Raw genomic sequence first — 23250 nt, 5'->3', positions numbered from 1 at the left:
TATTTCTTAAAGGGAAACAATTCTTTTCCAATCACACCATCATTTCCTTGGTGGCAGACAGGGTCAGATCGGTGTGGTCCCGTTCGATTCTGTCAATATCCCACTGAAGGCGCGTCAGATACACAATGTCACCATCGTGGTCATGCGCAATATGGGCCTTGTTGGCGTTTGCAAAAGTTTCAACCGCTGCTTTAGGTCCGTGCACCCAGCGGGCAGAGGTAAACTGACTAGGCTCAAACCGAACAGGTAAGCCATATTCCAGTTCAATCCGGCTCGCGAGAACCTCAAACTGAAGCGCACCGACCACACCAACGATGAAACCCGACCCGATCGAGGGTTTGAAAACCTTGGCAGCACCTTCTTCGGCGAACTGCATCAGGGCCTTTTCCAGATGCTTTGATTTCATAGGGTCGCCAGCACGTACGACCTGCAGCAATTCTGGTGCAAACGACGGTATGCCGGTTACCCTGATCGCCTCGCCTTCGGTCAAGGTGTCGCCAATGCGAAGTTGCCCGTGGTTTGGGATGCCGATGATATCGCCTGCCCAGGCCTCTTCGGCAAGCTCGCGGTCCGATGCAAGGAAAAGCACGGGGTTGGCGATGGTCATCACCTTTTTTGTACGCACATGGGTCAGTTTCATGCCGCGTTTGAAATGACCAGACGCGAGGCGCACAAAGGCGACCCTGTCCCTATGTTTTGGGTCCATATTGGCCTGTACCTTGAAGACAAATCCAGCGACTGTTTTTTCATCGGGGCTTACCTTGCGCGGTTCAGCGGACTGAACCTGTGGTTCCGGGCCAAAGTTACTGATCCCGTCCATTAGTTCTTTTACGCCAAAGGAATTGATTGCAGAGCCAAACCAGATCGGTGTGAGGGTTCCGTCAAGCAAGGCTTGCTGATCCATCGCAGGCATAAGTTCACGAACGAGTTCTATCTCTTCGCGCAGTTTCTCTAACAGCTCTGCTGGAACATGGTCTGCAAGCTTCGGGTCATCCAGCCCGTTGATCTTTACGCTTTCCGCAACCTTGTTACGGTCAGCCCTGTCCATAATCTCCAGCCGATCCTGCAACAGGTCATAACACCCAATGAAATCGCGCCCAATGCCAATCGGCCAGCTGGCGGGTGTTACGTCAATTGCAAGGTTTTCCTGAATTTCGTCAATAATTTCGAAAACATCACGGCTTTCCCGATCCATCTTGTTACAGAAGGTCAGGATCGGCAGGTCGCGCATCCGGCAAACCTCGAAAAGCTTTTGTGTCTGGCTTTCCACGCCTTTTGCGCCATCAATCACCATGACGGCCGCATCAACGGCCGTTAGCGTTCTGTAAGTGTCTTCGGAAAAATCAGAGTGGCCCGGAGTATCCACCAGATTGAAACGGTTTTTGCCGTAGTCAAAGGACATTGCCGAGGCTGAAACGGAAATGCCCCGGTCTTTTTCCATCTGCATAAAATCTGACCGTGTGCGCCGGGCTTCGCCCTTGGCGCGGACTTGTCCTGCCATCTGAATGGCGCCACCAAAAAGCAGAAACTTTTCTGTCAGCGTAGTCTTACCCGCATCAGGGTGACTGATGATGGCAAAGGTTCGCCGCCGGGCAATTTCCGGTGGCAGAACTGGGGTGTTTGAGACGCGATCTAACATGGATGCGTCTATAGGCGAGGGGCGCGGAAAGGGCAATTGGTGACGGTGACCAATTAGGCTGATGAGGCGCGGCGCAAAATTTCTGCCGGATCATGGCCAACCAGCATCGCCTTGTCGACTTCGTAGCCAAGGTGGGGGCTTGATCGATGTTGCCCGAGTGCATGGGCAAGCCTTTCAGCCAGGCCTTCGGGCAGCACTGCTGCTGTGCGGGTGTCAAGCAGCAGGCTTTCGGCGGCTATCCCTTCCGCATAGATGATCTGATGGGTGTCAAACAGGATTTGAAAATAATCGATAAATCCACCTTCCTGTTCATAGATGGTGGTGCCATTCACGAGGTGCCGCGCTTGGACGAGCACTTCGGAACGACCGAGCCCGATTTCATCACAACGCTGGTAAACGAACAGACGGTGATTGTGGCTGACCAACAGGTTATTTTCGTTATTCAACGCTCCCTTTTTGATGAAAATTGGCGCAAACTCACCTACCGCACGTATCGTGTTCTGGCCAATCCAGCGCACGGTCTGTGGGCCATCGTCACGTGTCAGAACCTTGTCCCCGATGCGCAGGTTTTCGATAGGGCATTGTTCGCCAGAGGCCAATGTAATGCGGGTGCCACGACCAAAGCTGACACAAGCAACCTCGGCAAACAGGGTTTTTACGTTGCTCGTATCTACACCGATCAGACAGTAATCGGTTTTTGGTCTTAGGTCGTTTATTGGATGCAGGTAAATCTGCGTTACTGCGTCATCCGATGGGTTGGTTTCCAAAAGAATGATTGCTGATAGGGTTTCACCATCTGGCGCCATGAATGTCGCAACACTGTCTAAGATCAAAAACGAGCCTGGCAGGCCAAGCTCTGAGCTTTCGGCGACGACAAAATCGCAGTTCGATTTTGCCCGATTTTGGCTTGTGATGGTCAGACGCTCTTTCGGGGCGTCTGGTGACAGGTGGTATCTGTCATCAAGCGCTAATTCTGACGCCCGCATCAATGCATCACCCAGATTGGCACCGTCTGTAACAAAAAAATACTGCGCGCGAAAAACCTGCAGCGTTTGCCACGAAGACAGATGTTTATGATTGGCGGCAGTCATCCGGTAATTCGTCTCTTTGACAGTTTCAAAGGGCAAAAAAGCCTGTTTTTTCACCCTGCAACCCCCACCGCCTGATTTGGGTTCACGTTACGAACAGTTGGAATTGCGGTCAAACTTGTCGGGCTTTGGGCCTTGGTTTCAGAGCGATTGTTTACCAAGTGAAAACAAAGACATAAACTTTTGGGGTTTTTATCGAAGTAAACCGGGTATCTACTAGGTTGGTCAGTTGGGTGCTGACGAATCGAAAATGGCCGTTTGGCGCTACTTATTAAACACCTGTTGCGTGGCTGATCTGGCTGATGCGTTCAAAGAAAGGACTTCGACATGGATTTGGGAATTGGTGGCAAGAAGGCACTGGTATGTGCTTCGTCACGGGGGCTGGGACGAGGTTGCGCAGAGGCGCTTGCTGCAGAAGGCGTCAATCTTGTGATGAATGCGCGCAGTGAAGGCCCATTGATGGATGCTGCGAATGCGATCGCGGATCTATATGGTGTGACAGTGACACCGGTGGCCGCTGACATTACCAGCGAAGAGGGCCGGGCAAAGGTGCTGGCAGAAGCGACAGATGTCGATATTCTTGTAAACAATGCAGGTGGTCCGCCTCCTGGCATGTGGCACGATTGGGACCGGGAAGATTTTATCCGGGCGCTTGATGCAAACATGCTAACGCCGATAGCACTGATGAAAGCGCTTTTGCCGGGGATGATTGAAAAAGGCTGGGGACGGGTAGTGAACATCACCAGCCAATCGGTCAAGTCTCCGATCGCGCAACTGGGGCTTTCAAACTCTGCGCGTGCCGGTCTGACCGGTTATGTGGCCGGAACATCGCGGCAGGTGGCGCCAATGGGTGTGGTTATCAACAATCTGCTACCGGGGATTCATGCAACCGATAGGGCCGTTTCCCTTGATACGGGTGTTGCAGAAGCGCAGGGTATAACGATGGAAGAGGCAAAGAAACAACGTGCAGCGACAATACCTACACGTAGGTATGGTACGGCCGAAGAATTTGGTGCGGCTTGTGCGTTCCTTTGCTCGGACAAGGCCGGATTCATTATCGGCCAAAACATCTCGCTTGATGGTGGCTCTTTCAACGCGACGATTTGATGGTTCAGGGTTTTAGCCTGAAAGATCAGCTATTTAACGTGGAAAAGGTCGGCTATTTGGCGGGTCTTTTTCGTGATGCTGACCCATCTTTTGACCATGAAGGGTTTCAGCGAAAGGTGATGGAGCGGCTGCTTGAACTTGAGCTCAAACAGCGGATCGATTTGATAGCTGACGTCTTGTCAGGTTTTTTGCCTTCAGAATTTCCCAAGGCCGCTGATCTGATAAGTGCGGCACTTCCACCGTCGCTCGACGCCGAAAAATCAGATGATGATTTTGGTGATTTTATATTCGCGCCCTTGGGAGAATACGTTGTAAATCAAGGGCTTAAACGACACCGTGAACGTTCAATGCAGCTGTTTGAGCAGCTTACGCAACGGTTTTCAATGGAATTTGCGCTGCGACCGTTCCTGAACCGATGGCCAGAGGAAACGCTCTCTGACTTAAAGGGTTGGCTGGATCATCCGCATTATCATGTCCGCAGATTGGTAAGTGAAAGCACACGTCCAAAATTGCCTTGGGGCAAGAAAATCGGATTGAAGCCTTCAGATCCGATCCCATTTCTGGATCGCCTTCATTCTGATCCAACACGTTTTGTGACAAGATCGGTCGCCAACCATTTGAATGATATCGCAAAAACAGATTCCTTTTTGGTCGTCCAAACGTTAGAAAAATGGCACAGTGAAGCGCGCCAGGACGCGAAAGAATTACAATGGATGACCCGCCATGCGTTACGCACGCTTGTGAAATTGGGTGATCCAGCAGCATTGGGCCTGCTTGGGTATCGTCACGCTGCGGAAGTGACCGTAACCAAACTGAAAGTTTCCCCTGAAACTCTGGCGATTGGTGAAGCTATGGATTTTTCGTTCGTGCTGAATGCCGATGCGGATGAACCATTGCTGATTGATTATGTAATTGATTTCGCGAAAGCGGGGGCCAAGACCTCGACCAAAGTGTTCAAATTGAAAATGCTTGTCCTAAAGGCCGGACACGGTTTGGAGTTGAAGAAAACACACAGGTTTAAAGGCGATGCGACAACATTCACACTTTATCCGGGCGCGCATCAATTGGGCATTCAGGTGAATGGCCGCGTTCTGGAAAAGGTGCCATTCGAACTAACATCTGCGTGACAGCTGCGTTTACATTCTTCACGTTTTCGTTGGCAGGACAGTTGGCTCTAGCGGGGTCTGGCACTGGCTGTTACGCGCAAACTGGGTTTCACAGAGGTTCATGATGCAGACAACAGCAATAGTAGGCGTTTTCGTACTGGTGATCGTTGCCAGCTTGCTCGCCGCACCACGCCGCGTAACCGTCGATGGTTTTTTCAGCGGGCTGAACCCGAACGGAACGGCACCGGGTCTTTGGATGCTGGTGTTGTCGCAGATAACAACATGGATTTTTGCGCGCTCGCTCATGAATTCGGCGATTTTGGGCTACTATTACGGAATTGCCGGCACATTGGCCTATGCCGCCTATTACGGCTCTTTCTTGACTGGCGGATTTATTGTCGGACGTTTGCGTCAGGGTGGCGCGCGGTCGATGCAGGACTGGCTGGGTGCGCGTTTCGGGACGGCAGGCACAACCTGTTATAATGTGGTGATCGCGCTTCGGCTGCTTTCGGAAGTTTTTGCAAATTTGCTAGTTGTCGGGTTGATCTTTTCGGCCGCTCTGCCAGAACTCGCGGGGGCCAACGAAGGCTCAATTCTGATTTTTGCTGTACTGGGCCTTGCCTATTCCGCCTGGGGCGGGCTTTCCGCTGCATTGCGAACAGATGTCGTGCAAATGCTTTTGTTTCTTGTCGTTTTCGTAGTGGCGCTGGGCGCACTTGTATTGGCACCTGATTTTTCCCTTTCTGCGGTTTTGACCTCAGAAGGCGCCAGTGGCGCGCGCAACGGCTGGATTTTGCTATTGGTCGCTTTTTTGCAGGTCTTTTCATATCCGGCACATGACCCGGTGATGATGGACCGGGGGTTCCTGGCGGACCAGGCAACGACACGTAAATCCTTCTTCCACGCGTTCTGGATTTCCGGGGTGTGTATCATCGGATTTGGTTTCTTTGGAATTCAGGCTGCGCTTATTGGCGCGGAATACCAGGGTCAGTTGCTTGGAACATGGGCTTTGATGTTCCCACCCGCCATCTTTGTTGCGTTGCTTCTTTCCCTGTTGATTTCTGCGCTCAGTACGCTGGATTCTGCGCTGGCGTCTTCTGCGCGGCTGGTGGTTGAAGAATTCAAGCTGGCACCGCGTACGGTAAACGGCGGGCGGGTAGCAATGATCGTCTTCATGGTTCTTGGTGCGGCGCTAACGCTTTGGGGCAACAAGACCCTGTTTGATGCGGTTGCCGTCAGCGGCACAGCATCAATGTTTCTGACACCGATCTTGCTTGTTGGTCTGGTAATGCAGCGGAAAATCGCGCTCTGGTCCTATCTTATCGCTTTTGGGGCAGCAATTACCGGGGCTGCCGCGTATTTCTTGCGCGCCTGGGAGCCTGTCGTGATGATCTTGCCAGAGGGACATAAATACGAACAGCTTCTGGCGATATGCGTGGTTGTGCTTGTTGTTGGTTTTGCCGCAACACTGGCGGGTTCGCGCAGGGTTGCGACGCAGGGGTAGGGCTGCTAATCCTCGGGCAATTCCGATGTTTTTAATCGGATAACGCATGGGGCGCGTGTCGCAGTGACAATACCGAGACTGGAAATTCGCAATATCAAGCGCCATTTCGATGGCCGCGCGGTTGTGGATGACGTGTCACTTAAAGTGATGCCGGGGCAGGTGACCTGCCTTTTGGGGCCGTCCGGTTGCGGTAAATCGACAACACTGCGGATCATCGCGGGCGTGGATATGCAGGATAGCGGTGAAATCTATGTCGACGGTAAGCTGATTTGCGACACCATTTTTCGGGTGCCGCCAGAAGCGCGTTCTATCGGGCTGATGTTTCAGGATTTTGCGCTGTTTCCACATCTTACGGTTTCAGAGAATGTTGCCTTTGGCCTCACCGGGCCAAAAAAAGCGCGCCACGCGCGGGTAAATGAGCTGCTTGAACGTGTGGGGCTTACACATTTCGCGGACAGTCACCCGCATCAGCTTTCTGGCGGCGAACAGCAGCGCGTTGCTCTGGTTCGTGCGCTTGCACCGCGGCCATCGATTATGTTGATGGATGAACCTTTCTCAGGCCTTGATGACCGGTTACGCGATGACATTCGCGATGAAACGCTTGCCGTTCTAAAAGATGAGGGTACGGCGGTCTTACTCGTAACGCACGAGCCCGGTGAAGCGATGCGTATGGCCGATGAAATTGCCCTGATGCGCGACGGACAGATCGTTCAGCAGGGCGCACCATATAATGTCTATAATGCGCCAAAAGACCGCGAGGCAGCTGCGTTCTTTTCAGATGTTAATGTCATTACCGGTATCGTTGAAGGCGCGCTGACCGATACACCATTTGGTCAGTTTCTGGCACCCGGTGTTCCGGACAACACAAAAGTTGATATCATATTTCGCCCGCAGCACATTAAAATCGATTTTGACAGGGGTGGTCGCGGACCGGAACCCACACCATCAGACGGTGTCGCAGCAAAGGCCACTGTCGAACGCGCGCGCTTCATGGGGCGTGAAAGTCTGGTTGAATTCAAAATGGATTTCGACGGCACATTGCTTAAGGCGACGGTGCCGTCTGTGTTCCTGCCTCAGGTCGGCACACCCTTATGGTTAACAGTGCGGCGTGACCGCTGTTTTGTGTTCAAGCATTGATCAGACTTCCTTTGGTGTGATCTTTGCCATGTAGTCTGCCAGTGTTTTGCCTGGCTCTTCGACGAAGAGTTCCGGCAGAATTTTACTTTCCTCAATTCGGTCAACGCGAAAAACCCGAAAATCCGAACGCATTTCGCACCAGACTGTGCAGGTCCAGACCCGGCCCCAGTATTCGAGCTGTAGTGGCCGGATCACGCGATGAGAGACTTCTTCGTCGAGCGCGCGGTACGTGATCGCAAGTTTTTGGCGCGACCGGATTGCTGCGCGTATTATCGGCATATGCTGAAAACCTTTTGCAGCGTCCGCAAATGGGTAAATTGCAAATCCCCAACCCGTTGGTGGGGCAGACCGGTCTTCGGGCAAAACGGCATCGATTTTTGCCGAGAGTGATTTCGCCGCGGACTGCAGCTCCTCATCCGCCGCTTCGCCGACAATGGCCATGCCCAGATGTAAGGCTTCGAGCTCTGTCAGTGTCAGGTTCAATGGTGGCAAGGTTATTGCAGCAGTGATCATGTAGCCAACACCGCGCTCGCCCTCGACAGGGACGCCAGAGGCCGCAAGCGTGTCCATATCACGGTAAATTGTCCGGATAGACACCTCAAGTTTGTTGGCCATGTCCTGCGCGCGGTGCAAACGCCCGTCGCGCAGGATTTGGATCAGATCAAAGAGGCGGTCAGTTCGGCGCATAGCGCCAACCTCTCTGACCAGATAGCAGGGGTCAAGACAACATCTGCCAGAGTACGGTCTGATGTTCCATTCTTACGGTGTCAGGTGCGATTGCAGCCATAAGGCCCTGTGCAAAATCCTGCTTCGGAAAATCGGCAGCCATTGCTTGGGCGGCGTCCATATCTTTCCACAAGACATAGTCGGTCCAACGTCCGTCCTCACCTTTGGAAAGGGTTCGGCTCAGAAACCCCTTTGCAGACCGAACGAAGTTTTCGCTGGCCTGACTCAGGGATACGAATTGCGCGTCACTGATACCCTCCGCCAGTTCAAAGCTGACAACTTCTGCAACAGGTAGGTTCGTTTTAGTCATTTTTTCGTTTCCGATTCTATTGAAAGTTCGCTCCGTTTAAACGGGGGCAACTGCCATAAACCTGTCAGTTGACATGTTGTTGACAAAAGAAGTGCAAAAACCGCGGATTTGAGGGGGTGAAAACGCGCTTTGCGGCTATGATTCCGACTGTGAACTGCCTACATACAATACAGAAATTTATCAGAGGCACGTGTGTGCCACCTACTGTGGGAGACAGATATGCTCAATAACATCGGCCTTCCCGGCCTTCTATTAATCGCAGTTGTCGTTCTTGTCCTTTTTGGCCGCGGCAAAATCTCTTCGCTTATGGGTGAAGTCGGAAAAGGCATCACAGCCTTCAAAAAAGGCGTGGACGACAGCAAGAAAGAGATATCAGATACGGCGGACAGCGCGATCGACGTGACCCCGGAATCGGAAAAAGACAAAGCGTAATCGCCAAATCGAACTGAACGTTCTTTATCAGGTAGCCTCATATGTTTGACATCGGCTGGACCGAACTTCTGGTCATTGGCATCGTTGCGCTGATTGTTGTCGGCCCCAAAGATTTACCGGGGATGTTTCGCGCCCTCGGGCAGTTTACGGGCAAGGCAAAAACGATGGCGCGGGATTTTCAGCGCGCCATGAATGACGCCGCTGACGAGGCAGGCGTTAAAGATGTGACCAAAGACCTGAAGAATATCGCCAACCCGAAGGCCATGGGGTTGGATGCCGTAAAGGATGCTGCAAAAGGCTGGACGTCAGAAGACCCACCCCGGGCGATGGGCTCTGAAACAGCGAAGCTGGCTGCGGAACGGGCAGAAGCTGCACGAAAAATTCGCGAAAAAACCGCAGAGGTTGCGTCAGAACGTTTGGCGAAAGAAGAGGTGGCACGTGTTGCTGCCGAGACCGCGCCAGCCGAGGATGCAAAACCTGCACCCGCTAAAAAACAAGCTGCCAAGCCCGCTGCAAAAAAGCCTGCGGCCAAAGCAGCAGCCGCTAAATCCGCTGCGAAAAATCCAGCAGCAAAACCTGCGTCCAAACCCGCAGCGAAGTCGACGGCCAAGAAACCGGCCACACGCAAAGCAGCAGCTAAACCCTCAGCTAAAGATACCGCCTCATGAACGACGAGATTGAAGATAGCTCAGCCCCTTTGATTGAACATCTGACTGAGCTGCGCTCGCGACTGATGAAATCGGCGGTGGCGTTTATCATTGGTATGATAATCTGTTTCACGGTCTGGAACCCTATTTTCAATTTCCTGACCCGCCCGCTATGCAGCGCGATCAATGACCGTGGTGATGGCGACTGCGGTCTGGTTTTGCTGGCGCTGCAAGAAGGTTTCTTTGTTGCGATAAGCATTTCGCTGTTGGGCGGTCTGGCTCTTTCTTTTCCATATATTGCGGCGCAACTCTGGCGCTTTGTTGCGCCCGGCCTTTACAAAAACGAAAAGAATGCCTTTCTGCCGTTTCTGGTTGCGTCACCTTTTATGTTTTTTCTGGGGGCGGCTTTTGCTTACTACGTCGTAACGCCGCTTGCCTTTGATTTCTTCCTTGGCTTCCAGCAACCGGGCTCGCTCGGCGGCGACGGGCAGGGGACTGCACCGGCAAGCATTGCCTTTCAGGGGTCCGCGCAGGCTTATCTCTCGCTGACGATCAAATTTATCGTAGCCTTTGGTATGTGTTTTCAGCTGCCTGTGCTGCTGACGCTTTTAGGCAAGGCAGGGCTCGTCAGTTCAGAAGGTTTGGGTTCAGTCCGCAAATACGCTGTTGTTGCTATTCTAGTGTTGGCCGCGCTCGTCACACCGCCAGACGTGATTACCCAAGCTATCTTGTTTGTTGTTGTTTACGGACTCTATGAAATATCTATTTTCCTTGTGCGCCGGGTCGAAAAAAAGCGTAATGACCGGCTTCGCGAAGAGGGTTTGCTTGATGACGAAGATGAAGACTTAGACGATGAGACCCAGGCATGAGCGATGACGCACTGGCGCGCATCGCCGAAGCGCTGGAACGTATAAGCCCGCCTTCGGGCGACACCCCGGATTTCAGCGAGGCAGACGCATTCGTCTGGCATGTCTCACCTGACCGACTTGCACCTGTTGCATCTGTGAACCGTGTCGAGGTGGGTTTGTTGGTTGGGATTAACCGGGCACGGGATACATTGCTGGAAAACACCCGGCAATTCGCGCGGGGCTTACCAGCAAACAACGCGTTGCTTTGGGGCGCGCGGGGCATGGGGAAATCATCGCTCGTAAAGGCCGTCCATGCCGAGGTGTTGCGTCTTGGTCAGGCCCTGAAGATTGTAGAGGTTCAACGCGAAGACCTGCCCTCGATCGGGCGTTTGCTAACCCTGTTGCGCGGTTCTGATCAGCGGTTCCTGCTCTACTGTGATGACCTGTCATTTTCGCACGACGACGAACATTACAAGTCGCTAAAGGCTGTGCTTGACGGTGGCATCGAGGGACGGCCCGAAAACGTTGTCTTCTACGCGACGTCGAACCGACGCCACCTTATGCCGCGCGACATGATCGAAAATGAACGCTCAAGCGCAATCAGCCCGTCAGAAGCCACAGAAGAAAAGGTTTCGCTGTCAGACAGGTTTGGCCTCTGGCTTGGTTTCCACCCCTGTGATCAGGACGAATACCTCTCGATGATCAGAGGGTACTGCGGTGCATATGGCGTTGAGATTGATGATGAAACGCTCCGCGCTGAGGCAATAGAATGGCAGGCGACACGCGGCAGCCGCTCTGGCCGGGTGGCTTGGCAGTATTTCACTGACCTTGCAGGCCGCAGAGGTGTGGAACTCTGACGGTAACTTTCGTCAGAGTTTGCAGTTTCAATCAGTTCAAAAGCCTAGTTCAGGAATGGCATCGGATCGACGCTGTCAAAACCGCGTCGAACCTCAAACCGCACAAAAGCAGGGTTGCTGTTACGCACCGATGCAATGCGCTGGCCGCGCGAAACGGTGTCACCCTTTTCGACGGTGATATTCCCAATGTTGGCGTAGACGGTTAGCAGGTTGTCTGCGTGCCGGATAACGAGAACGGGTATTTCCTCGGTGTTCTGCGTAATCGCGGCGACAGTGCCATTGTCGGCAGCTTTCACCGCACTGCCCGCGCTTGCAGCGATATCAATGCCGCCATTTCGACCACTGCTGAAGGGGCGAATAATGTTTCCATCGACCGGAAGCATCAGGCGCGGTGTGCCAGAAGCTGCGGTGCGTTGCCCCCCGAGGTTTGGTGATTGCGGGGCGCTGTTTTGCGCCTCTGCTGCGGTCAGCGTATCATTTTCCGGCAATGGCGTTGCAGAGCTGGGTGGTAACGGTGTGGGAGTTCCCTGACCTGGCACTGTGGTTGAACCCGATCGTGAAGAACCGGTTTCAGTCGTGACCGGGATCAGCAGGAACTGACCTTCACGCACTGAAAGATCAGAGCCCAGGCCATTCCAGTCCGCAAGCGATCGCACGGAAACATTGTAAAGCCGCGCAATGGAATAAGCCGTTTCCCCACGCTCTACCCGGTGACGAACAGGCTCGACTCCTGTTTGTGCGCTCGCACTTGGGCGCCGCGTTGATGAAGGCGCCCGATCTATTGCACCAGATGCAAGCGTTTCGACATCGATCTGACCCGATGGCAGGATTGGTCCTGTGGTGATTGCACCGGTTTCCGGCGACGGTTCGGCAACCCGGCCCGGCAACGCAATAATTTCGTCCTGGCGAAGGGGCGTATCAGGCGCGATTCCGTTGTAGCGACCAAGTTCCACGGCATCGACACCGATCCGCGCCGCAACGTCGGCGATTGTGTCGTCACGATTTGCCACAACAACCTGATAATTCGGGTACGAGATTACACCACGGTCATCTGGCATCGGACGCGGTGTTGTGACTTGACGAACAGCGCCTGATGTATCGAGTCCTTGGCCCGTTGTGCCCCGAAGATCAAAATCAAGACTCTCATCACAGGCAGCCAAACCTGCCAGTATCGTGCCCAGAAAAAGCAATCGGAGTGCGGGTGTTTTGCGGTATGCCATGTGCTCGTTCCTCGGTGTTGGGCCTGTTTTCCGGCCCCTTGTTACCTTCTTATACTACTCTTTTCCCAATCCTTCCAGCAATGGAACAAATCGGACTGGGCGGAGTTCGTCATAGTCGTATCCGCCTTCAGTGCGCGTGACCTTTATCAGGCTCTGCACGGCATCCGACTGGCCAACCGGGACAACCATTATCCCCCCAACCCGCAACTGGGTGAGCAGGGGGCCCGGCGGGTCTTCGGCGGCAGCTGTCACGATTATCCGGTCAAAGGGGGCCTGTTCGGGCAAGCCAAAACTGCCGTCGTCGGTAATCGCTGTAATGTTCGTCAGGTCGAGTTTTTCAAACAGTGTGCGAGATTCATGTACAAGCCGACGATGCCGTTCAATTGTGTAGACGCGGCGCGCCAGCAAACTCAGTATTGCGGCCTGATAGCCCGAGCCGGTTCCAACCTCCAGCACCTTATCGCGCGGTTGAACATTCAGGGCCTGTGTCATCAACCCGACAACGGAAGGTTGGCTTATGGTCTGACCGCAGGCGATCGGCAGCGGCATATCTTCGTAAGCACGATCAGCAAAAAGGCCCTGCACAAAGTCGCCACGATCAATCTTTTCCATTGCGGTCAGAACACGGTTGTCTGTAACCCCCTTGGAGCGGAGCGCAAAGAGAAACTGCATTTTGCGCTCGGCGTCGCTCATGTTTCAACCGAACTGCGCAGTGGGGACAGCATGTCATGCGCGGTAAGATCTGCGCGCATCGGTGTAACAGAGATGTACCCGGCAAGGTTGGCTGCCGCATCAGAGCCTTTTGCGGTTGGCGTATGCTGTGCTCCACCTTTGATCCAGAGGAACTTGCGTCCTGACGGAGAATGGTGTGGTTCGACGCTGAACTTCGTGTCGCGTCGGAATCCCTGTGTCACAACCTGTGTGCCTTTCACGTCGGGGGAAGCGACGGGTGGAAAGTTCACGTTGTAAAAAAGTCGGTAGTCATCAGCGCCGCTGTCAAGGCCTGCACCAAGAATCGCGCGTACCGTTGCAGCACCATGCCTGCTTGCTGCATCAAACGGATCTTCCAGCTTGTTGTTGCCGGGTCCATAATATTGCGACAGGGCAATTGCTGGCAGGCCTTGCAACGCTGCTTCCATGGCACCGCCGATTGTGCCGGAATAAAGGGTATTCTCTGCAGAATTATTGCCGCGGTTCACGCCGGAAAGCACAAGGTCAGGCGGGGCGCCGTTCATAACATCATATATCCCAGCAAGCACACAATCTGCAGGAGAGCCTTCAGCCGCAAAGCGCCGTGGGCCGAGTTCCGCAATCATCATCGGGTGCGTATAGCTGATGCAATGGCCAACCCCTGATTGCTCGAAAGCGGGGGCAACAGTCCAAACCTCGCCTTTTGGGCCGGCGATGTCTTCGGCGATAGCGTGAAGAACCTTTAGTCCCGGCGCATTGATGCCGTCGTCATTGGTGATAAGTATGCGCATGCTGCTGCCCTTGGTGTTTTGCTTTCAATAACGGTCCTACGCCAAGGGGTAAAGCCAAAGAACGTGTGGCGAAAGCAGCCTGCGAACTGTCCCGGGCTTGACGTGGCGAACTCGCGCGCGATGCGCGTCTGCGTGTCCCAGATTGCGTTAGCCGAGTTTGGACATAAGTTTTGCAGCTTCTGTATGGGGGTCAGACAGTACGGCCCGGTCTTCACCCGGGAAAAACCTGGCACGCAGTCCCGTTGGCATTGGGTCTGGCGCAAAGCGTAAAACACGCGGACCAGTTTTCACGGTTTCGGCTTGCCAGCTTTCAACCATCGCCATTTGCGCAGCTTTAGAGGCGCCGTAACTGCCAAAGAATTTCTGCCCGGCGCGGGGGTCGTCAAAAAATACAGCAGTGCCATTTTCTGCTGCAAGAAGCAGGGGTTCCACAAAGCCAATAAGCCTTGCAGTCGCGCGTGCGTTCACGGAAAAGCTTTTGTCAAAGTCTTTCGCATCAAGATGGCCAGCGGGTGCAAGTGGCGCACCATGAATCGCCGCATGCACCCAAAGATCAAGCTTGCCCCAGCGGTCATGAACCGAGCGGCACAGGTGCTGCATCGCACCGTCATTGGTTACGTCAAGCGGGGCCAGCGTTGCGCTGCCGCCAAGCGCTTGGATCCGGTCATCAAGGTCTTCGAGACCGCCAGTCGTGCGCGCAACAGCGATGACATGATAGCCATCCGCGGCCAACGCTTCGGCCATCGCAGCGCCAAGTCCGCGTGATGCACCAGTGACAAGAGCAACTTTTTTGTTTTCTGGATTGTTCATGCGAATTCCATTTCGCTCTGCAGAGTGATGTTGAAAGGAGCCAGACAGAGCTACTCAGCGGCTTTCAGTTCGAAGCCTTTGGCGATCATATCTGCTGGGCGAACCGGATACTCGCCAGAGAAACAGGCATCGCAATACTGCGGGCATTTTGCGTTGCGGCCTGTTGCTTCACCTACTGCACGGTATAGCCCGTCGAGCGAGATGAATTTGATGCTGTCAACGCCGATAAATTCACGCATCTCTTCCTCGGACATATTGGCAGCAAGCAGCTTGCCACGTTCTGGCGTGTCGACACCATAAAAGCAGGGCCATGCAGTTGGGGGGGAGGCGATGCGAAAATGCACTTCTGCAGCACCGGCATCCAGAATCATCTGTTTGATCTTGATACTGGTTGTGCCGCGGACGACGGAATCGTCAACAAGGATCACGCGTTTGCCTTTGATCAGCGCACGGTTCACATTCAGTTTCAATCGCACACCCATGTTCCGGATCTGCTCTGTCGGTTCAATGAAGGTCCGGCCCATGTACTGGTTGCGGATGATGCCCATCGCGTACGGGATACCGCTTTCCTGGCTGAAGCCGATGGCTGCAGGCGTTCCGCTATCCGGTACCGGGCAAACCAGATCAGCATCAACCGGGGCTTCACGCGCGAGCTCCACACCAATCTGGCGGCGGGTTTCATAGACCGAACGATCACCAATAATACTGTCAGGGCGTGAGAAATAGACATGCTCGAAGATACAAAACCTAGGCTCCACTGGCTCAAACGGCCTGTAGCTTTCGATTCCTGAGGCGTTGATCACCACCATTTCACCGGGTTTGATTTCACGCACGTATTCCGCGCCGATGATATCTAAAGCGCAGGTTTCAGAGCTAAGCGCCCAACCATCGCCAATTTTTCCAAGAACCAACGGCCGCACGCCAAGCGGGTCGCGGACACCGATAAGTTTCGTACGTGTCATGGCAACAACTGAAAACGCGCCTTCAACACGCCGAAGCGCATCTTTCATACGTTCCGGGATGTTGCTCTGAAAAGACCGAGCCATCAGGTGAATGATGCATTCGCTGTCAGACGAGCTCTGGAAAATTGATCCACGTTCAATCAATTCACGACGCAGCGCATTGGCATTCGTTATGTTGCCATTGTGTGCAATTGCAGCGCCGCCCATGGCGAATTCACCGAAGAAGGGCTGTACGTCACGTATGACAGCGCCCTTTGAGCCGGCAGTTGAATAGCGCACATGTCCGATCGCAAGCGGACCGGGCAGCGTTTCCATCAGGCTGGCTTTGGTGAAATTGTCACGTACATAGCCAAACCGGCGGGCAGAATTGAACCCTTGTTCAGCGTCGTGCGAGACGATCCCACCCGCTTCCTGACCCCGGTGTTGAAGGGCATGCAGGCCAAGCGCAACAAAATTGGCAGCGTCGGCAACACCGATCACACCAAAAATTCCGCATTCTTCTTTAAGCTTGTCGTCATCGAAAGGGTGGCTGGGGGGCAATTCACGCATTGTGGCAGCGGCTCCGAATCCCATTGCAGTGAGTTGCCCCTCTCTTAGTGGCTTAAGTCAACGCTGTCATCAAAGGATCACAAATAAGATGTAAGGAATCCGCCGCTTTTGCAGAATCTCTGATGTTGCTGCGATAAAAGCACTGTTCACTTCGGTTGACATGCCCCTCAAACCGACCAACAACACCTTAATGACGGACAAAACGGCAATGAAAACGAAGCGGCCTCAGGCGCGCCAATCTAAGCAGGGGTTTACCCTGAAAAAGGTGGTCGGGGCTATGGCGCTGATGCTCGGCTTCGTAATCGGGCTGTTTTACGTTTGTTACGTCTATTTTAAAGATGTGGAAGTGCAGCGCGCCGAAAACCGCATTGTTCTTTACCAAAGTACGCTTGTTGAGGCGTTGGAGCGGTACCAACATCTTCCCTTTATTCTTGCGCAGGACCCGCTTTTACGACGCGGCCTGAATGGCTTTGAAATTGATGTTGTTAATTCACGGCTTGAAGATTTTGCCTTTCGCTCGCGTCTTGATGCAATTTACCTGATGAATACAGAAGGGTTAACAATCGCGGCGTCTAATTACGCCTCCGAACAAACCTTTCTGGGTCAAAACTATAACTTTCGCCCCTATTTTCAGGATGCGATGGATGAAAGGCGCGGTGAATTCTTTGCAATCGGCGCAACAACATCACAGCCCGGGTATTTTATAGCCGAAGCGGTTCGTGACGAAAACGGAAATCCGGTGGGTGTTCTTGCGCTCAAACTGGACCTCACACCCCTGACCGAAGCGTGGCGCGCGGGTGGCGAGGCGGTCTTTGTGGCGAACAGCGATGGCGTGATTGTTCTATCGTCCGACAATAGCTGGCGCTACCAAACACTGGGGGCTCTTACAGACGTGCGCCGCAACGCCATTGCCGCCGAGCGCCAGTTCGGTTCAGAGCCTCTGGCACCGCTTGACTGGGTAAATCGCGACAACGGGATTGTCGATATTGATGGCACCGCCTTTTTGCATGTTGTTACGGCAATTCCGCGGTTGGGATGGACGTTGCATTTTCTGGCAGATGAAAGCCGGGTGCGTGAACGCGCCTTACTCGTTGTGGTGTTTGTAACCATCGTTGCTTTCGTGCTTCTGGCGCTCGTCGGGTATCTCAGGTCTCGTCGACTGAAGGTTGCTTTGCTGGCGTCCCAGCTTGCCCGTCGAAATCTCGTGACCGTCAATACCAAGCTGGAAGAGGAAATTGCCGAGCGTCGGGCAACCGAAGCACGGCTTGAACGCGCGCGTTCCGAACTTGCCCGGGCTGGTAAACTGGCTGCGCTTGGTCAGCTTGCGGCGTCGGTAACACATGAGTTGGGCCAGCCCATATCCGCCATGCGGAATTATCTGACAGCGTCAGAGTTTGAGTCGGACGCGGGAGCAGCGCGGCTTGCAAAGCGTCTGACCGGCATCGTTTCACGCATGGAGAACATTACAAAGCAACTGCGGTTTTTTGCTGGTCCGGGCAAAGAAAATGTAGAAGAGTTTGATCTGCGCCGCGTGCTTGATGGCGCACTCGAACTGGTGCGCCATGATCTTAAACATCAGGGGATTGAGTTTGAATTCTCAAAACCACACAAGCCCGTCGTAATCATGGGCAACCGGCAACAGCTTGAACAGGTTTTGGTCAACCTTATTCGGAATGCCGTCTCGGCGATGGAAACAAGCGATGTGCGCAAACTTGTCGTTGAAGTCAGCAAAAGCGAAACAACAGCGACACTGAAAGTGCTTGATACAGGCATTGGCCTTGGTGGGCGGTCCATCGAAACACTGCAGGAACCGTTTCACACAACCAAACCTTCGGGCGAGGGGATGGGGCTTGGCCTAGCGATTTCGACAGCAATCGTGAACGAACATAAAGGCACACTTAGCGTTGTGGATTTTTCCGGTGTCGAGAGCGGCACCAGGGTTGGAGTGGAGTTCATTGTCGAGCTTCCCCTTGCGCATGAGCGGGAAGATTCATGAAACCGGCCAACGTAAAATACCGTGTTCTGGTCGTTGATGACGACAAAGAGATGCGTGAATCGCTATCTCACTTGCTAAGCAGCGCGGGTTTCAAGGTGGAAACGCTTTCAGATGGCACAGGAGTTTTGCGCAAGGTCAATACGTTCGAGCCGCATGTTGTTTTGTCCGATGTCAGAATGCCAAATGTGGACGGGCTGAAGCTTTTGTCTCAACTGACGGCGCAGGTTGGGCCGCCTGTCATCCTGATCTCGGCACATGGTGATATCGCGATGGCGGTCGAGGCGATGCAGAATGGCGCATATAGTTTCATCGAAAAACCGTTTGATCCGCGCAGGCTGCTGATCGCGCTCAAGAACGCAGCAGACAAATACGCGCTTAGCCAGGACGCGGACCGGCTTAAGGCGCGCCTGTCCCGGCTTTCCGGGCTGGACCGGGTCTTGCTGGGGGAAACGCAGATGCTGCGAGACCTGCGCGAAGATGTGCTTGATCTTAGCCAGACGGACGCGACCGTTCTAATACTGGGTGAAACCGGCACAGGAAAAGAGCTGGTCGCGCGGGCGCTGCATGACCTCAGCGACAGGTCCGCCGGGCCATTCTTTGCGCTGAATTGCGCGGCTATTGGCCCCAACACGTTTGAGGAAATTCTGTTTGGCACTGCTGATGGGGCAAAGGGTGCTTTTTTGCGCGCCGATGGAGGCACCCTGTTTCTTGATGAAATCGGGGCCAGCCCGCTTGATGTTCAGGCGGCTCTTCTTCGCGCAATTGAAACGCGGGAGTTTGTACCGCGTGGGGCCGAGCAACCTGTTCAGGTCGATGTCAGATTGATTTCTGCCTCAAACGTACGGCTTGATGCAGCGGTGAAAGAAAAAGAGTTTCGCGAAGATCTGTTCTTTCGGCTCAACAATGTGGTGTTTAATTTGCCGGCTTTGCGGGACAGGCGAAATGACATCTCATTGCTCTATATGCATTTTCTGCAAGATTATGCTGCGCTTTACGAGGTCATCGCGCCAGAAACAACGGCTGAGGATTTAACAGCGCTGTTGTCTCATGACTGGCCTGGGAATGTGCGTGAACTGCGCCATGTTGCAGAACGCCGCATTCTAGCAGCGCGCCGGGGGCGCGGTTCGGTCGCAGAAGCGATCAGCACTGATGAGGACTACGGCGATGTTCCCGACACATTGCGTGAAGCTGTCGCCGCTTTTGAAAGAATGTTGATTGGAAAGGCGATCCAGACGCATCAGGGGCGGATGGAGTCTGTTGCCGAGGCGTTGGGAATTGGTCGACGCACCCTTAATGAAAAGATAGCAAAGCTGGGCCTCAACAAATCCGATTACCTGTAGGTCTGCGTGAATTCGCAGCCCTTTATCTGGTGCCGCGCGGATATCTTCATAGGAAAATTTGGGTTTTAGCGGTACGAAAAGGTATAGTTTGCGCGTTTGCCCGTGGGTCTTCCTTCACAAGAGCACCCAGAGGTATCGTGCCATATATGTGTAACGGGAGGAAACCATGAACACATTCTCTGCTCTGGCAGCTAAGGCAACAACTGTCTGTGCCGCTGCCGCAATTGCAATCAGCTCAGGGTTTGGCGGTACAGCCGCACAAGCCGAAGAAGCGAACTACGTGCTGGCAACGGCGTCGACCGGGGGTACCTATTACCCGGTGGGTGTTGCGCTCGCGACCTTGGTGAAAGTCAAGCTTCAGCCGGGTTCCAAAATTGGCATGTCCGCAATCAGCTCTGCCGGTTCTGGTGAAAACGTGCGCCTGCTTGGCACGGGCGAGGCGCAGTTCGGAATTATGCAAGGGCTTTACGGCCACTTTGCCGCGACCGGAACAGGGCCGCTGGCCGAGGTTGGCCCACAAACAGATTTGCGTTCTGTGACAATGCTTTGGCAGAACGTCGAACAGTTTGTTGTGTCTGCAGATGTCGCAACAACCGGAACCTTTGAGGATTTGCTGGCGCTTAAGGGCGAAGCAATGGCGTTGGGCAAGCGGAACTCCGGTACAATCGGGTCAAACACCGCGTTGCTTGCTGGTATTGGTCTAGACGTTGAAAACGATTTTGAACTGGTCGAAGGGGGCTACGGCCCATCAGCTGAGGCGCTGCAAAACGGTCAGGTCAAGGGTATCGGTACGCCTGCAGGTGTGCCGACAGGCGCGATAAGTCAGTTGTTTGCTGCTGCGGGTGACGGCGTGAAAATGCTGAATTTTACACCAGAGCAAATCGCAATGGCTGATGGTGGCCGTGAACTCTGGACACCATTCACAATTCCGGCAGGCACCTATCCTGGTCAGGAAGAAGACATCAACACGATCGCGCAACCAAATTTTTTGGCGACACATGCAAATATTTCGGAAGAAAATGTCTACATGATCACCAAGGCGATCTATGAAAACCTGCCCTTCCTGCAGGCTATTCACCCGGCAACCAAAGCCATGGCAATCGAAGCCGCAATTGCCGGCCTGCCACTGCCGCTGCACCCTGGCGCATTGCGTTACTATCAGGAAGTCGGCGTCGATGTTCCTGAACGTCTGATCGCAAACTAATCAGACCCTGATAAAAAACACAGCGCGCCGGATATTTCGGCGCGCTGAACACGTATACCCAAAGATAAAAGCATCCTTGCCAAAGAATGGGGAAAGACATGTCAGATACACATGCAGCACCAAATCACGAGAGTGAGGATGAAGATACCGGCTCAAAACTGCGGCATCTTACCGGCCCAATGGTTGGGATCATTGCCGCTGTTTCGCTGATCATCGCAATTGTACACCTTTATGTTGCGATCTTTCCCAAGATTTCAGAATTTGAACGAAATGCCTTTCATTTTGCAGGCTTTGCCTTTCTTGCTGCCGTGTCCTACCCGATGATGCGCGGCGGGGCGAAGCTTAACCGAATTGTTTATATTTTTGATGTTCTCTTCGGAATTGCGATTGCGGTTTCCGCTATCTATCTTACCCAAGCCGAAGACGCGATTTACGCGCGTGGGGTAACGCTTGCACCACTTGACTGGATTGCAGCTGGCCTTTGTATTGCCGGTGCAATTGAGCTAACACGCCGCGTCACGGGGTTGATTATTCCGACACTTATTGTCCTTGCCATTACATATGTCGGCTTTTGGGGGCAGTATGTTGGCGGCGTCTTCTCTTTTGCTGGTCTTAGCTGGGAAACCGTTGTTTTCCGGTCGATCTATGGGGACGATGCGATGTTTGGCACAATTGCCCGCATTTCATCGACCTACGTTTTTCTTTTTATCATCTTCGGGGCGTTCCTGCTGCAATCCGGTGCAGGCAACTTCGTGATTGATCTGGCGCGCGCAGTTGCGGGCCGCATGGTTGGCGGGCCGGGTATTGTTGCCGTTATTGCCTCTGGTCTAACAGGTACGATCAGCGGATCCGCTGTTGCGAACACGGCGTCGACCGGGGTTATCACCATTCCGCTGATGAAAAAGGCCGGGTTTGAACCAAAATTCGCGGGTGGTGTTGAGGCTGCAAGTTCGACCGGGGGGCAACTGATGCCGCCGATCATGGGGGCAGGGGCCTTTGTGATGGCAAGCTTTACGCAGATCCCATACGAGCGGATCGTGGCGGTCGCGGCCTTGCCTGCATTACTTTACTTTCTGAGTGTGGCGTTCTTTGTCCGGATCGAGGCGCGGCGAAATAATCTTAAACCTATGCCTTCTGATGGCGTGACGCTGGGGTCTGCATTTCGCAAATCCGGCGCGAGTTTTGTGATCCCAATCGCAATTTTGATCAGTATGCTGGTTTCGGGGTTCACACCATCTTATGCGGCGGTTGTCGGGATAGTTGCGGTCATCGCCTCAAGCTGGCTCACGCAAAACCCAATGGGGCCGCGCGCTGTAATTGCGGCTTTGATCGCCGGTTCAAAAGGCATGATCATGACGGCGGTTCTGCTGTGTTCAGTTGGCCTGGTGGTCAATGTTATCGCTACAGCAGGGGTTGGGAACACCTTCAGCCTGATGATATCTGGCTGGGCCGGGGGCAACATCCTGATTGCGATTGTACTGATTGCGCTGGCGAGCCTTGTTCTGGGCATGGGGTTGCCAGTAACGGCGGCCTACATTGTCCTTGCAACGCTGTCTGCTCCGGCGTTGGCCGGCATGATTGCAGATCGGGTTGTGATTGATGCTGTCGTTGCCGGGGTCTTGTCTGATAGTGCCAAGGCCGTTTTGATGCTGGGTGCACCTGAATCGATGGAACTGCTTGTGCAGGATGTCATCAGCAGGGCGGATGCGTCAGAGCTGATCCGCAGTTTACCGCTTGAGATAGCCGGCCCACTTCGGGACATGGTGGTTGCGCCAGAACTGGCAGTTGCCGCTGTGTTGTCAGCCCATATGATCATTTTCTGGCTGAGCCAGGATAGCAATGTAACGCCGCCCGTCGCGCTTGCGGCTATCACGGCCTCTGCCATAGCCAAAGCTCCTGCAATGGGAACGGCGGTGACAAGCTGGAAGCTTGCCAAAGGGCTTTATATCGTACCGCTGCTCTTTGCCTATACACCATTGTTGTCGGGTGACTGGGGGGCGATGGTTACGGTTTTTGGTTTCTCGGTTGTGGGGATTTACGGGCTGGCCGGCGCTTTGCAGGGATGTCTGGAGAATAAAATTGGCATCGTCCTGCGCGTGATTGTTGCAGTTGCCGGGGTGGCCAGCCTCTGGCCTGGCTCATTAATGCTGAACATGGCTGGCGCGGCTGGCGTCATTGCCTGCTTGCTGATCAATATTTATGCCCAGCCAAACCGGCTAAAGAGCACGGCAAGCGCATAGGTGCGCAACATTTGACTAAGCGAACGGTAAAGTTATTTTCGGCGGCG

General features: G+C 53.8%; 21 protein-coding genes. 12 read left to right on the top strand and 9 right to left on the bottom strand.

Annotated features, from left to right (window positions below; all coding sequences use genetic code 11):
* Positions 1-31: 31 nt before the first annotated feature.
* Entirely contained in the window at positions 32-1639 is a 1608-nt protein-coding gene (locus J4E70_RS06975) for a peptide chain release factor 3 (RefSeq protein ID WP_213888368.1), read from the bottom strand.
* A gap of 53 nt (positions 1640-1692) precedes the next feature.
* The gene (locus J4E70_RS06970) at positions 1693-2784 is read right to left on the bottom strand and encodes a Hint domain-containing protein (protein ID WP_247077188.1); all 1092 of its coding nucleotides are present in this window, start codon (positions 2782-2784) and stop codon (positions 1693-1695) included.
* A 270-nt stretch (positions 2785-3054) separates the two neighbouring features.
* Between J4E70_RS06970 and J4E70_RS06965 the strand changes: the two genes are divergently transcribed.
* The 4 genes from J4E70_RS06965 (at position 3055) to J4E70_RS06950 (ending at position 7581) form a co-directional block, all read left to right on the top strand.
* The gene (locus tag J4E70_RS06965; RefSeq protein ID WP_213888367.1) at positions 3055-3834 is read left to right on the top strand and encodes an SDR family oxidoreductase; all 780 of its coding nucleotides are present in this window, start codon (positions 3055-3057) and stop codon (positions 3832-3834) included.
* Positions 3834-4961 (top strand): hypothetical protein, encoded by a 1128-nt coding sequence (locus J4E70_RS06960; RefSeq protein WP_213888366.1) that lies wholly within the window; start codon positions 3834-3836, stop codon positions 4959-4961. The genes J4E70_RS06965 and J4E70_RS06960 overlap by 1 nt, the downstream gene beginning before the upstream one ends.
* Before the next feature lie 103 nt (positions 4962-5064).
* Complete coding sequence (locus tag J4E70_RS06955; RefSeq protein WP_213888464.1) at positions 5065-6444, top strand: SLC5/6 family protein; 1380 nt, start codon at positions 5065-5067, stop codon at positions 6442-6444.
* Positions 6445-6507: 63 nt separating this feature from the next.
* Complete coding sequence (locus J4E70_RS06950) at positions 6508-7581, top strand: ABC transporter ATP-binding protein (protein ID WP_213888365.1); 1074 nt, start codon at positions 6508-6510, stop codon at positions 7579-7581.
* Here J4E70_RS06950 and J4E70_RS06945 read toward each other — a convergent pair whose 3' ends face one another.
* Both J4E70_RS06945 and J4E70_RS06940 read right to left on the bottom strand, forming a co-directional pair.
* Positions 7582-8268, bottom strand: coding sequence for a helix-turn-helix transcriptional regulator (locus J4E70_RS06945; RefSeq protein WP_213888364.1), 687 nt, complete (start codon positions 8266-8268; stop codon positions 7582-7584).
* Positions 8269-8299: 31 nt separating this feature from the next.
* Positions 8300-8617 carry a hypothetical protein gene (locus tag J4E70_RS06940; RefSeq protein WP_213888363.1) on the bottom strand — a complete coding sequence of 106 codons (318 nt, stop codon included), beginning with the start codon at positions 8615-8617 and terminating at the stop codon, positions 8300-8302.
* 219 nt (positions 8618-8836) lie between these two features.
* On the opposite strand from J4E70_RS06940, the gene J4E70_RS06935 reads away from it, so the two are divergent.
* The 4 genes from J4E70_RS06935 to J4E70_RS06920 are packed head-to-tail and all read left to right on the top strand — an operon-like array spanning position 8837 to position 11401.
* Positions 8837-9049 carry a twin-arginine translocase TatA/TatE family subunit gene (locus tag J4E70_RS06935; RefSeq protein WP_213888362.1) on the top strand — a complete coding sequence of 71 codons (213 nt, stop codon included), beginning with the start codon at positions 8837-8839 and terminating at the stop codon, positions 9047-9049.
* A 41-nt stretch (positions 9050-9090) separates the two neighbouring features.
* Positions 9091-9717 carry a Sec-independent protein translocase protein TatB gene (gene tatB / locus J4E70_RS06930; RefSeq protein WP_213888361.1) on the top strand — a complete coding sequence of 209 codons (627 nt, stop codon included), beginning with the start codon at positions 9091-9093 and terminating at the stop codon, positions 9715-9717.
* On the top strand, positions 9714-10565 hold the full coding sequence (gene tatC, locus J4E70_RS06925) for a twin-arginine translocase subunit TatC (RefSeq protein ID WP_213888360.1): 852 nt from the start codon (positions 9714-9716) through the stop codon (positions 10563-10565). The genes tatB and tatC overlap by 4 nt, the downstream gene beginning before the upstream one ends.
* Positions 10562-11401 carry an ATP-binding protein gene (locus J4E70_RS06920; protein ID WP_213888359.1) on the top strand — a complete coding sequence of 280 codons (840 nt, stop codon included), beginning with the start codon at positions 10562-10564 and terminating at the stop codon, positions 11399-11401. Before tatC ends, J4E70_RS06920 begins: the two co-directional genes overlap by 4 nt.
* Before the next feature lie 44 nt (positions 11402-11445).
* Here the strand turns inward: J4E70_RS06920 and J4E70_RS06915 are convergent, their stop codons facing one another.
* From J4E70_RS06915 to purF, 5 genes are all read right to left on the bottom strand, one after another.
* Positions 11446-12621 (bottom strand): M23 family metallopeptidase, encoded by a 1176-nt coding sequence (locus J4E70_RS06915; protein ID WP_213888358.1) that lies wholly within the window; start codon positions 12619-12621, stop codon positions 11446-11448.
* Between the two features lie 54 nt (positions 12622-12675).
* Positions 12676-13314 carry a protein-L-isoaspartate(D-aspartate) O-methyltransferase gene (locus tag J4E70_RS06910; RefSeq protein ID WP_213888357.1) on the bottom strand — a complete coding sequence of 213 codons (639 nt, stop codon included), beginning with the start codon at positions 13312-13314 and terminating at the stop codon, positions 12676-12678.
* On the bottom strand, positions 13311-14102 hold the full coding sequence (gene surE / locus J4E70_RS06905; protein WP_213888356.1) for a 5'/3'-nucleotidase SurE: 792 nt from the start codon (positions 14100-14102) through the stop codon (positions 13311-13313). The genes J4E70_RS06910 and surE overlap by 4 nt, the downstream gene beginning before the upstream one ends.
* A gap of 147 nt (positions 14103-14249) precedes the next feature.
* Positions 14250-14912, bottom strand: a complete 663-nt coding sequence (locus J4E70_RS06900) for an SDR family NAD(P)-dependent oxidoreductase (RefSeq protein ID WP_213888355.1) — start codon at positions 14910-14912, stop codon at positions 14250-14252.
* Positions 14913-14962: 50 nt separating this feature from the next.
* Complete coding sequence (gene purF / locus J4E70_RS06895) at positions 14963-16447, bottom strand: amidophosphoribosyltransferase (RefSeq protein ID WP_246531645.1); 1485 nt, start codon at positions 16445-16447, stop codon at positions 14963-14965.
* 184 nt (positions 16448-16631) lie between these two features.
* Between purF and J4E70_RS06890 the strand changes: the two genes are divergently transcribed.
* The 4 genes from J4E70_RS06890 to J4E70_RS06875 all read left to right on the top strand — a co-directional run bounded on the left by J4E70_RS06890 (position 16632) and on the right by J4E70_RS06875 (position 23203).
* Positions 16632-18419, top strand: coding sequence for a sensor histidine kinase (locus J4E70_RS06890; RefSeq protein ID WP_213888354.1), 1788 nt, complete (start codon positions 16632-16634; stop codon positions 18417-18419).
* A complete protein-coding gene (locus tag J4E70_RS06885) occupies positions 18416-19759 on the top strand; it encodes a sigma-54-dependent transcriptional regulator (protein ID WP_213888353.1) in 1344 nt (447 codons plus the stop codon). The genes J4E70_RS06890 and J4E70_RS06885 overlap by 4 nt, the downstream gene beginning before the upstream one ends.
* Before the next feature lie 166 nt (positions 19760-19925).
* A complete protein-coding gene (locus J4E70_RS06880; protein ID WP_213888352.1) occupies positions 19926-20963 on the top strand; it encodes a TAXI family TRAP transporter solute-binding subunit in 1038 nt (345 codons plus the stop codon).
* 98 nt (positions 20964-21061) lie between these two features.
* Positions 21062-23203, top strand: coding sequence for a TRAP transporter permease (locus J4E70_RS06875; RefSeq protein ID WP_246531644.1), 2142 nt, complete (start codon positions 21062-21064; stop codon positions 23201-23203).
* Positions 23204-23250 lie beyond the last annotated feature (47 nt).

This window comes from Pseudohalocynthiibacter aestuariivivens, assembly GCF_018457175.1.
Taxonomy (GTDB): domain Bacteria; phylum Pseudomonadota; class Alphaproteobacteria; order Rhodobacterales; family Rhodobacteraceae; genus Pseudohalocynthiibacter; species Pseudohalocynthiibacter aestuariivivens.
The sequence above is the reverse complement of the archived record's forward strand: the minus strand, read 5'-3'. Positions and strand labels throughout refer to the sequence as shown.

Excerpts from the sequence above, each read along its gene's own strand:
- J4E70_RS06880 (WP_213888352.1), top strand. The coding sequence starts at position 19,926 with ATGAACACATTCTCTGCTCTGGCAGCTAAGGCAACAACTGTCTGTGCC.
- J4E70_RS06890 (WP_213888354.1), top strand. The coding sequence starts at position 16,632 with ATGAAAACGAAGCGGCCTCAGGCGCGCCAATCTAAGCAGGGGTTTACC.
- J4E70_RS06955 (WP_213888464.1), top strand. The coding sequence starts at position 5,065 with ATGCAGACAACAGCAATAGTAGGCGTTTTCGTACTGGTGATCGTTGCC.
- J4E70_RS06910 (WP_213888357.1), bottom strand. The coding sequence starts at position 13,314 with ATGAGCGACGCCGAGCGCAAAATGCAGTTTCTCTTTGCGCTCCGCTCC.
- J4E70_RS06885 (WP_213888353.1), top strand. The coding sequence starts at position 18,416 with ATGAAACCGGCCAACGTAAAATACCGTGTTCTGGTCGTTGATGACGAC.
- J4E70_RS06920 (WP_213888359.1), top strand. The coding sequence starts at position 10,562 with ATGAGCGATGACGCACTGGCGCGCATCGCCGAAGCGCTGGAACGTATA.
- J4E70_RS06915 (WP_213888358.1), bottom strand. The coding sequence starts at position 12,621 with ATGGCATACCGCAAAACACCCGCACTCCGATTGCTTTTTCTGGGCACG.
- J4E70_RS06975 (WP_213888368.1), bottom strand. The coding sequence starts at position 1,639 with ATGTTAGATCGCGTCTCAAACACCCCAGTTCTGCCACCGGAAATTGCC.
- J4E70_RS06960 (WP_213888366.1), top strand. The coding sequence starts at position 3,834 with ATGGTTCAGGGTTTTAGCCTGAAAGATCAGCTATTTAACGTGGAAAAG.
- J4E70_RS06965 (WP_213888367.1), top strand. The coding sequence starts at position 3,055 with ATGGATTTGGGAATTGGTGGCAAGAAGGCACTGGTATGTGCTTCGTCA.
- J4E70_RS06940 (WP_213888363.1), bottom strand. The coding sequence starts at position 8,617 with ATGACTAAAACGAACCTACCTGTTGCAGAAGTTGTCAGCTTTGAACTG.
- J4E70_RS06935 (WP_213888362.1), top strand. The coding sequence starts at position 8,837 with ATGCTCAATAACATCGGCCTTCCCGGCCTTCTATTAATCGCAGTTGTC.
- purF (WP_246531645.1), bottom strand. The coding sequence starts at position 16,447 with ATGGGATTCGGAGCCGCTGCCACAATGCGTGAATTGCCCCCCAGCCAC.
- surE (WP_213888356.1), bottom strand. The coding sequence starts at position 14,102 with ATGCGCATACTTATCACCAATGACGACGGCATCAATGCGCCGGGACTA.
- J4E70_RS06945 (WP_213888364.1), bottom strand. The coding sequence starts at position 8,268 with ATGCGCCGAACTGACCGCCTCTTTGATCTGATCCAAATCCTGCGCGAC.
- tatB (WP_213888361.1), top strand. The coding sequence starts at position 9,091 with ATGTTTGACATCGGCTGGACCGAACTTCTGGTCATTGGCATCGTTGCG.
- J4E70_RS06875 (WP_246531644.1), top strand. The coding sequence starts at position 21,062 with ATGTCAGATACACATGCAGCACCAAATCACGAGAGTGAGGATGAAGAT.
- tatC (WP_213888360.1), top strand. The coding sequence starts at position 9,714 with ATGAACGACGAGATTGAAGATAGCTCAGCCCCTTTGATTGAACATCTG.
- J4E70_RS06900 (WP_213888355.1), bottom strand. The coding sequence starts at position 14,912 with ATGAACAATCCAGAAAACAAAAAAGTTGCTCTTGTCACTGGTGCATCA.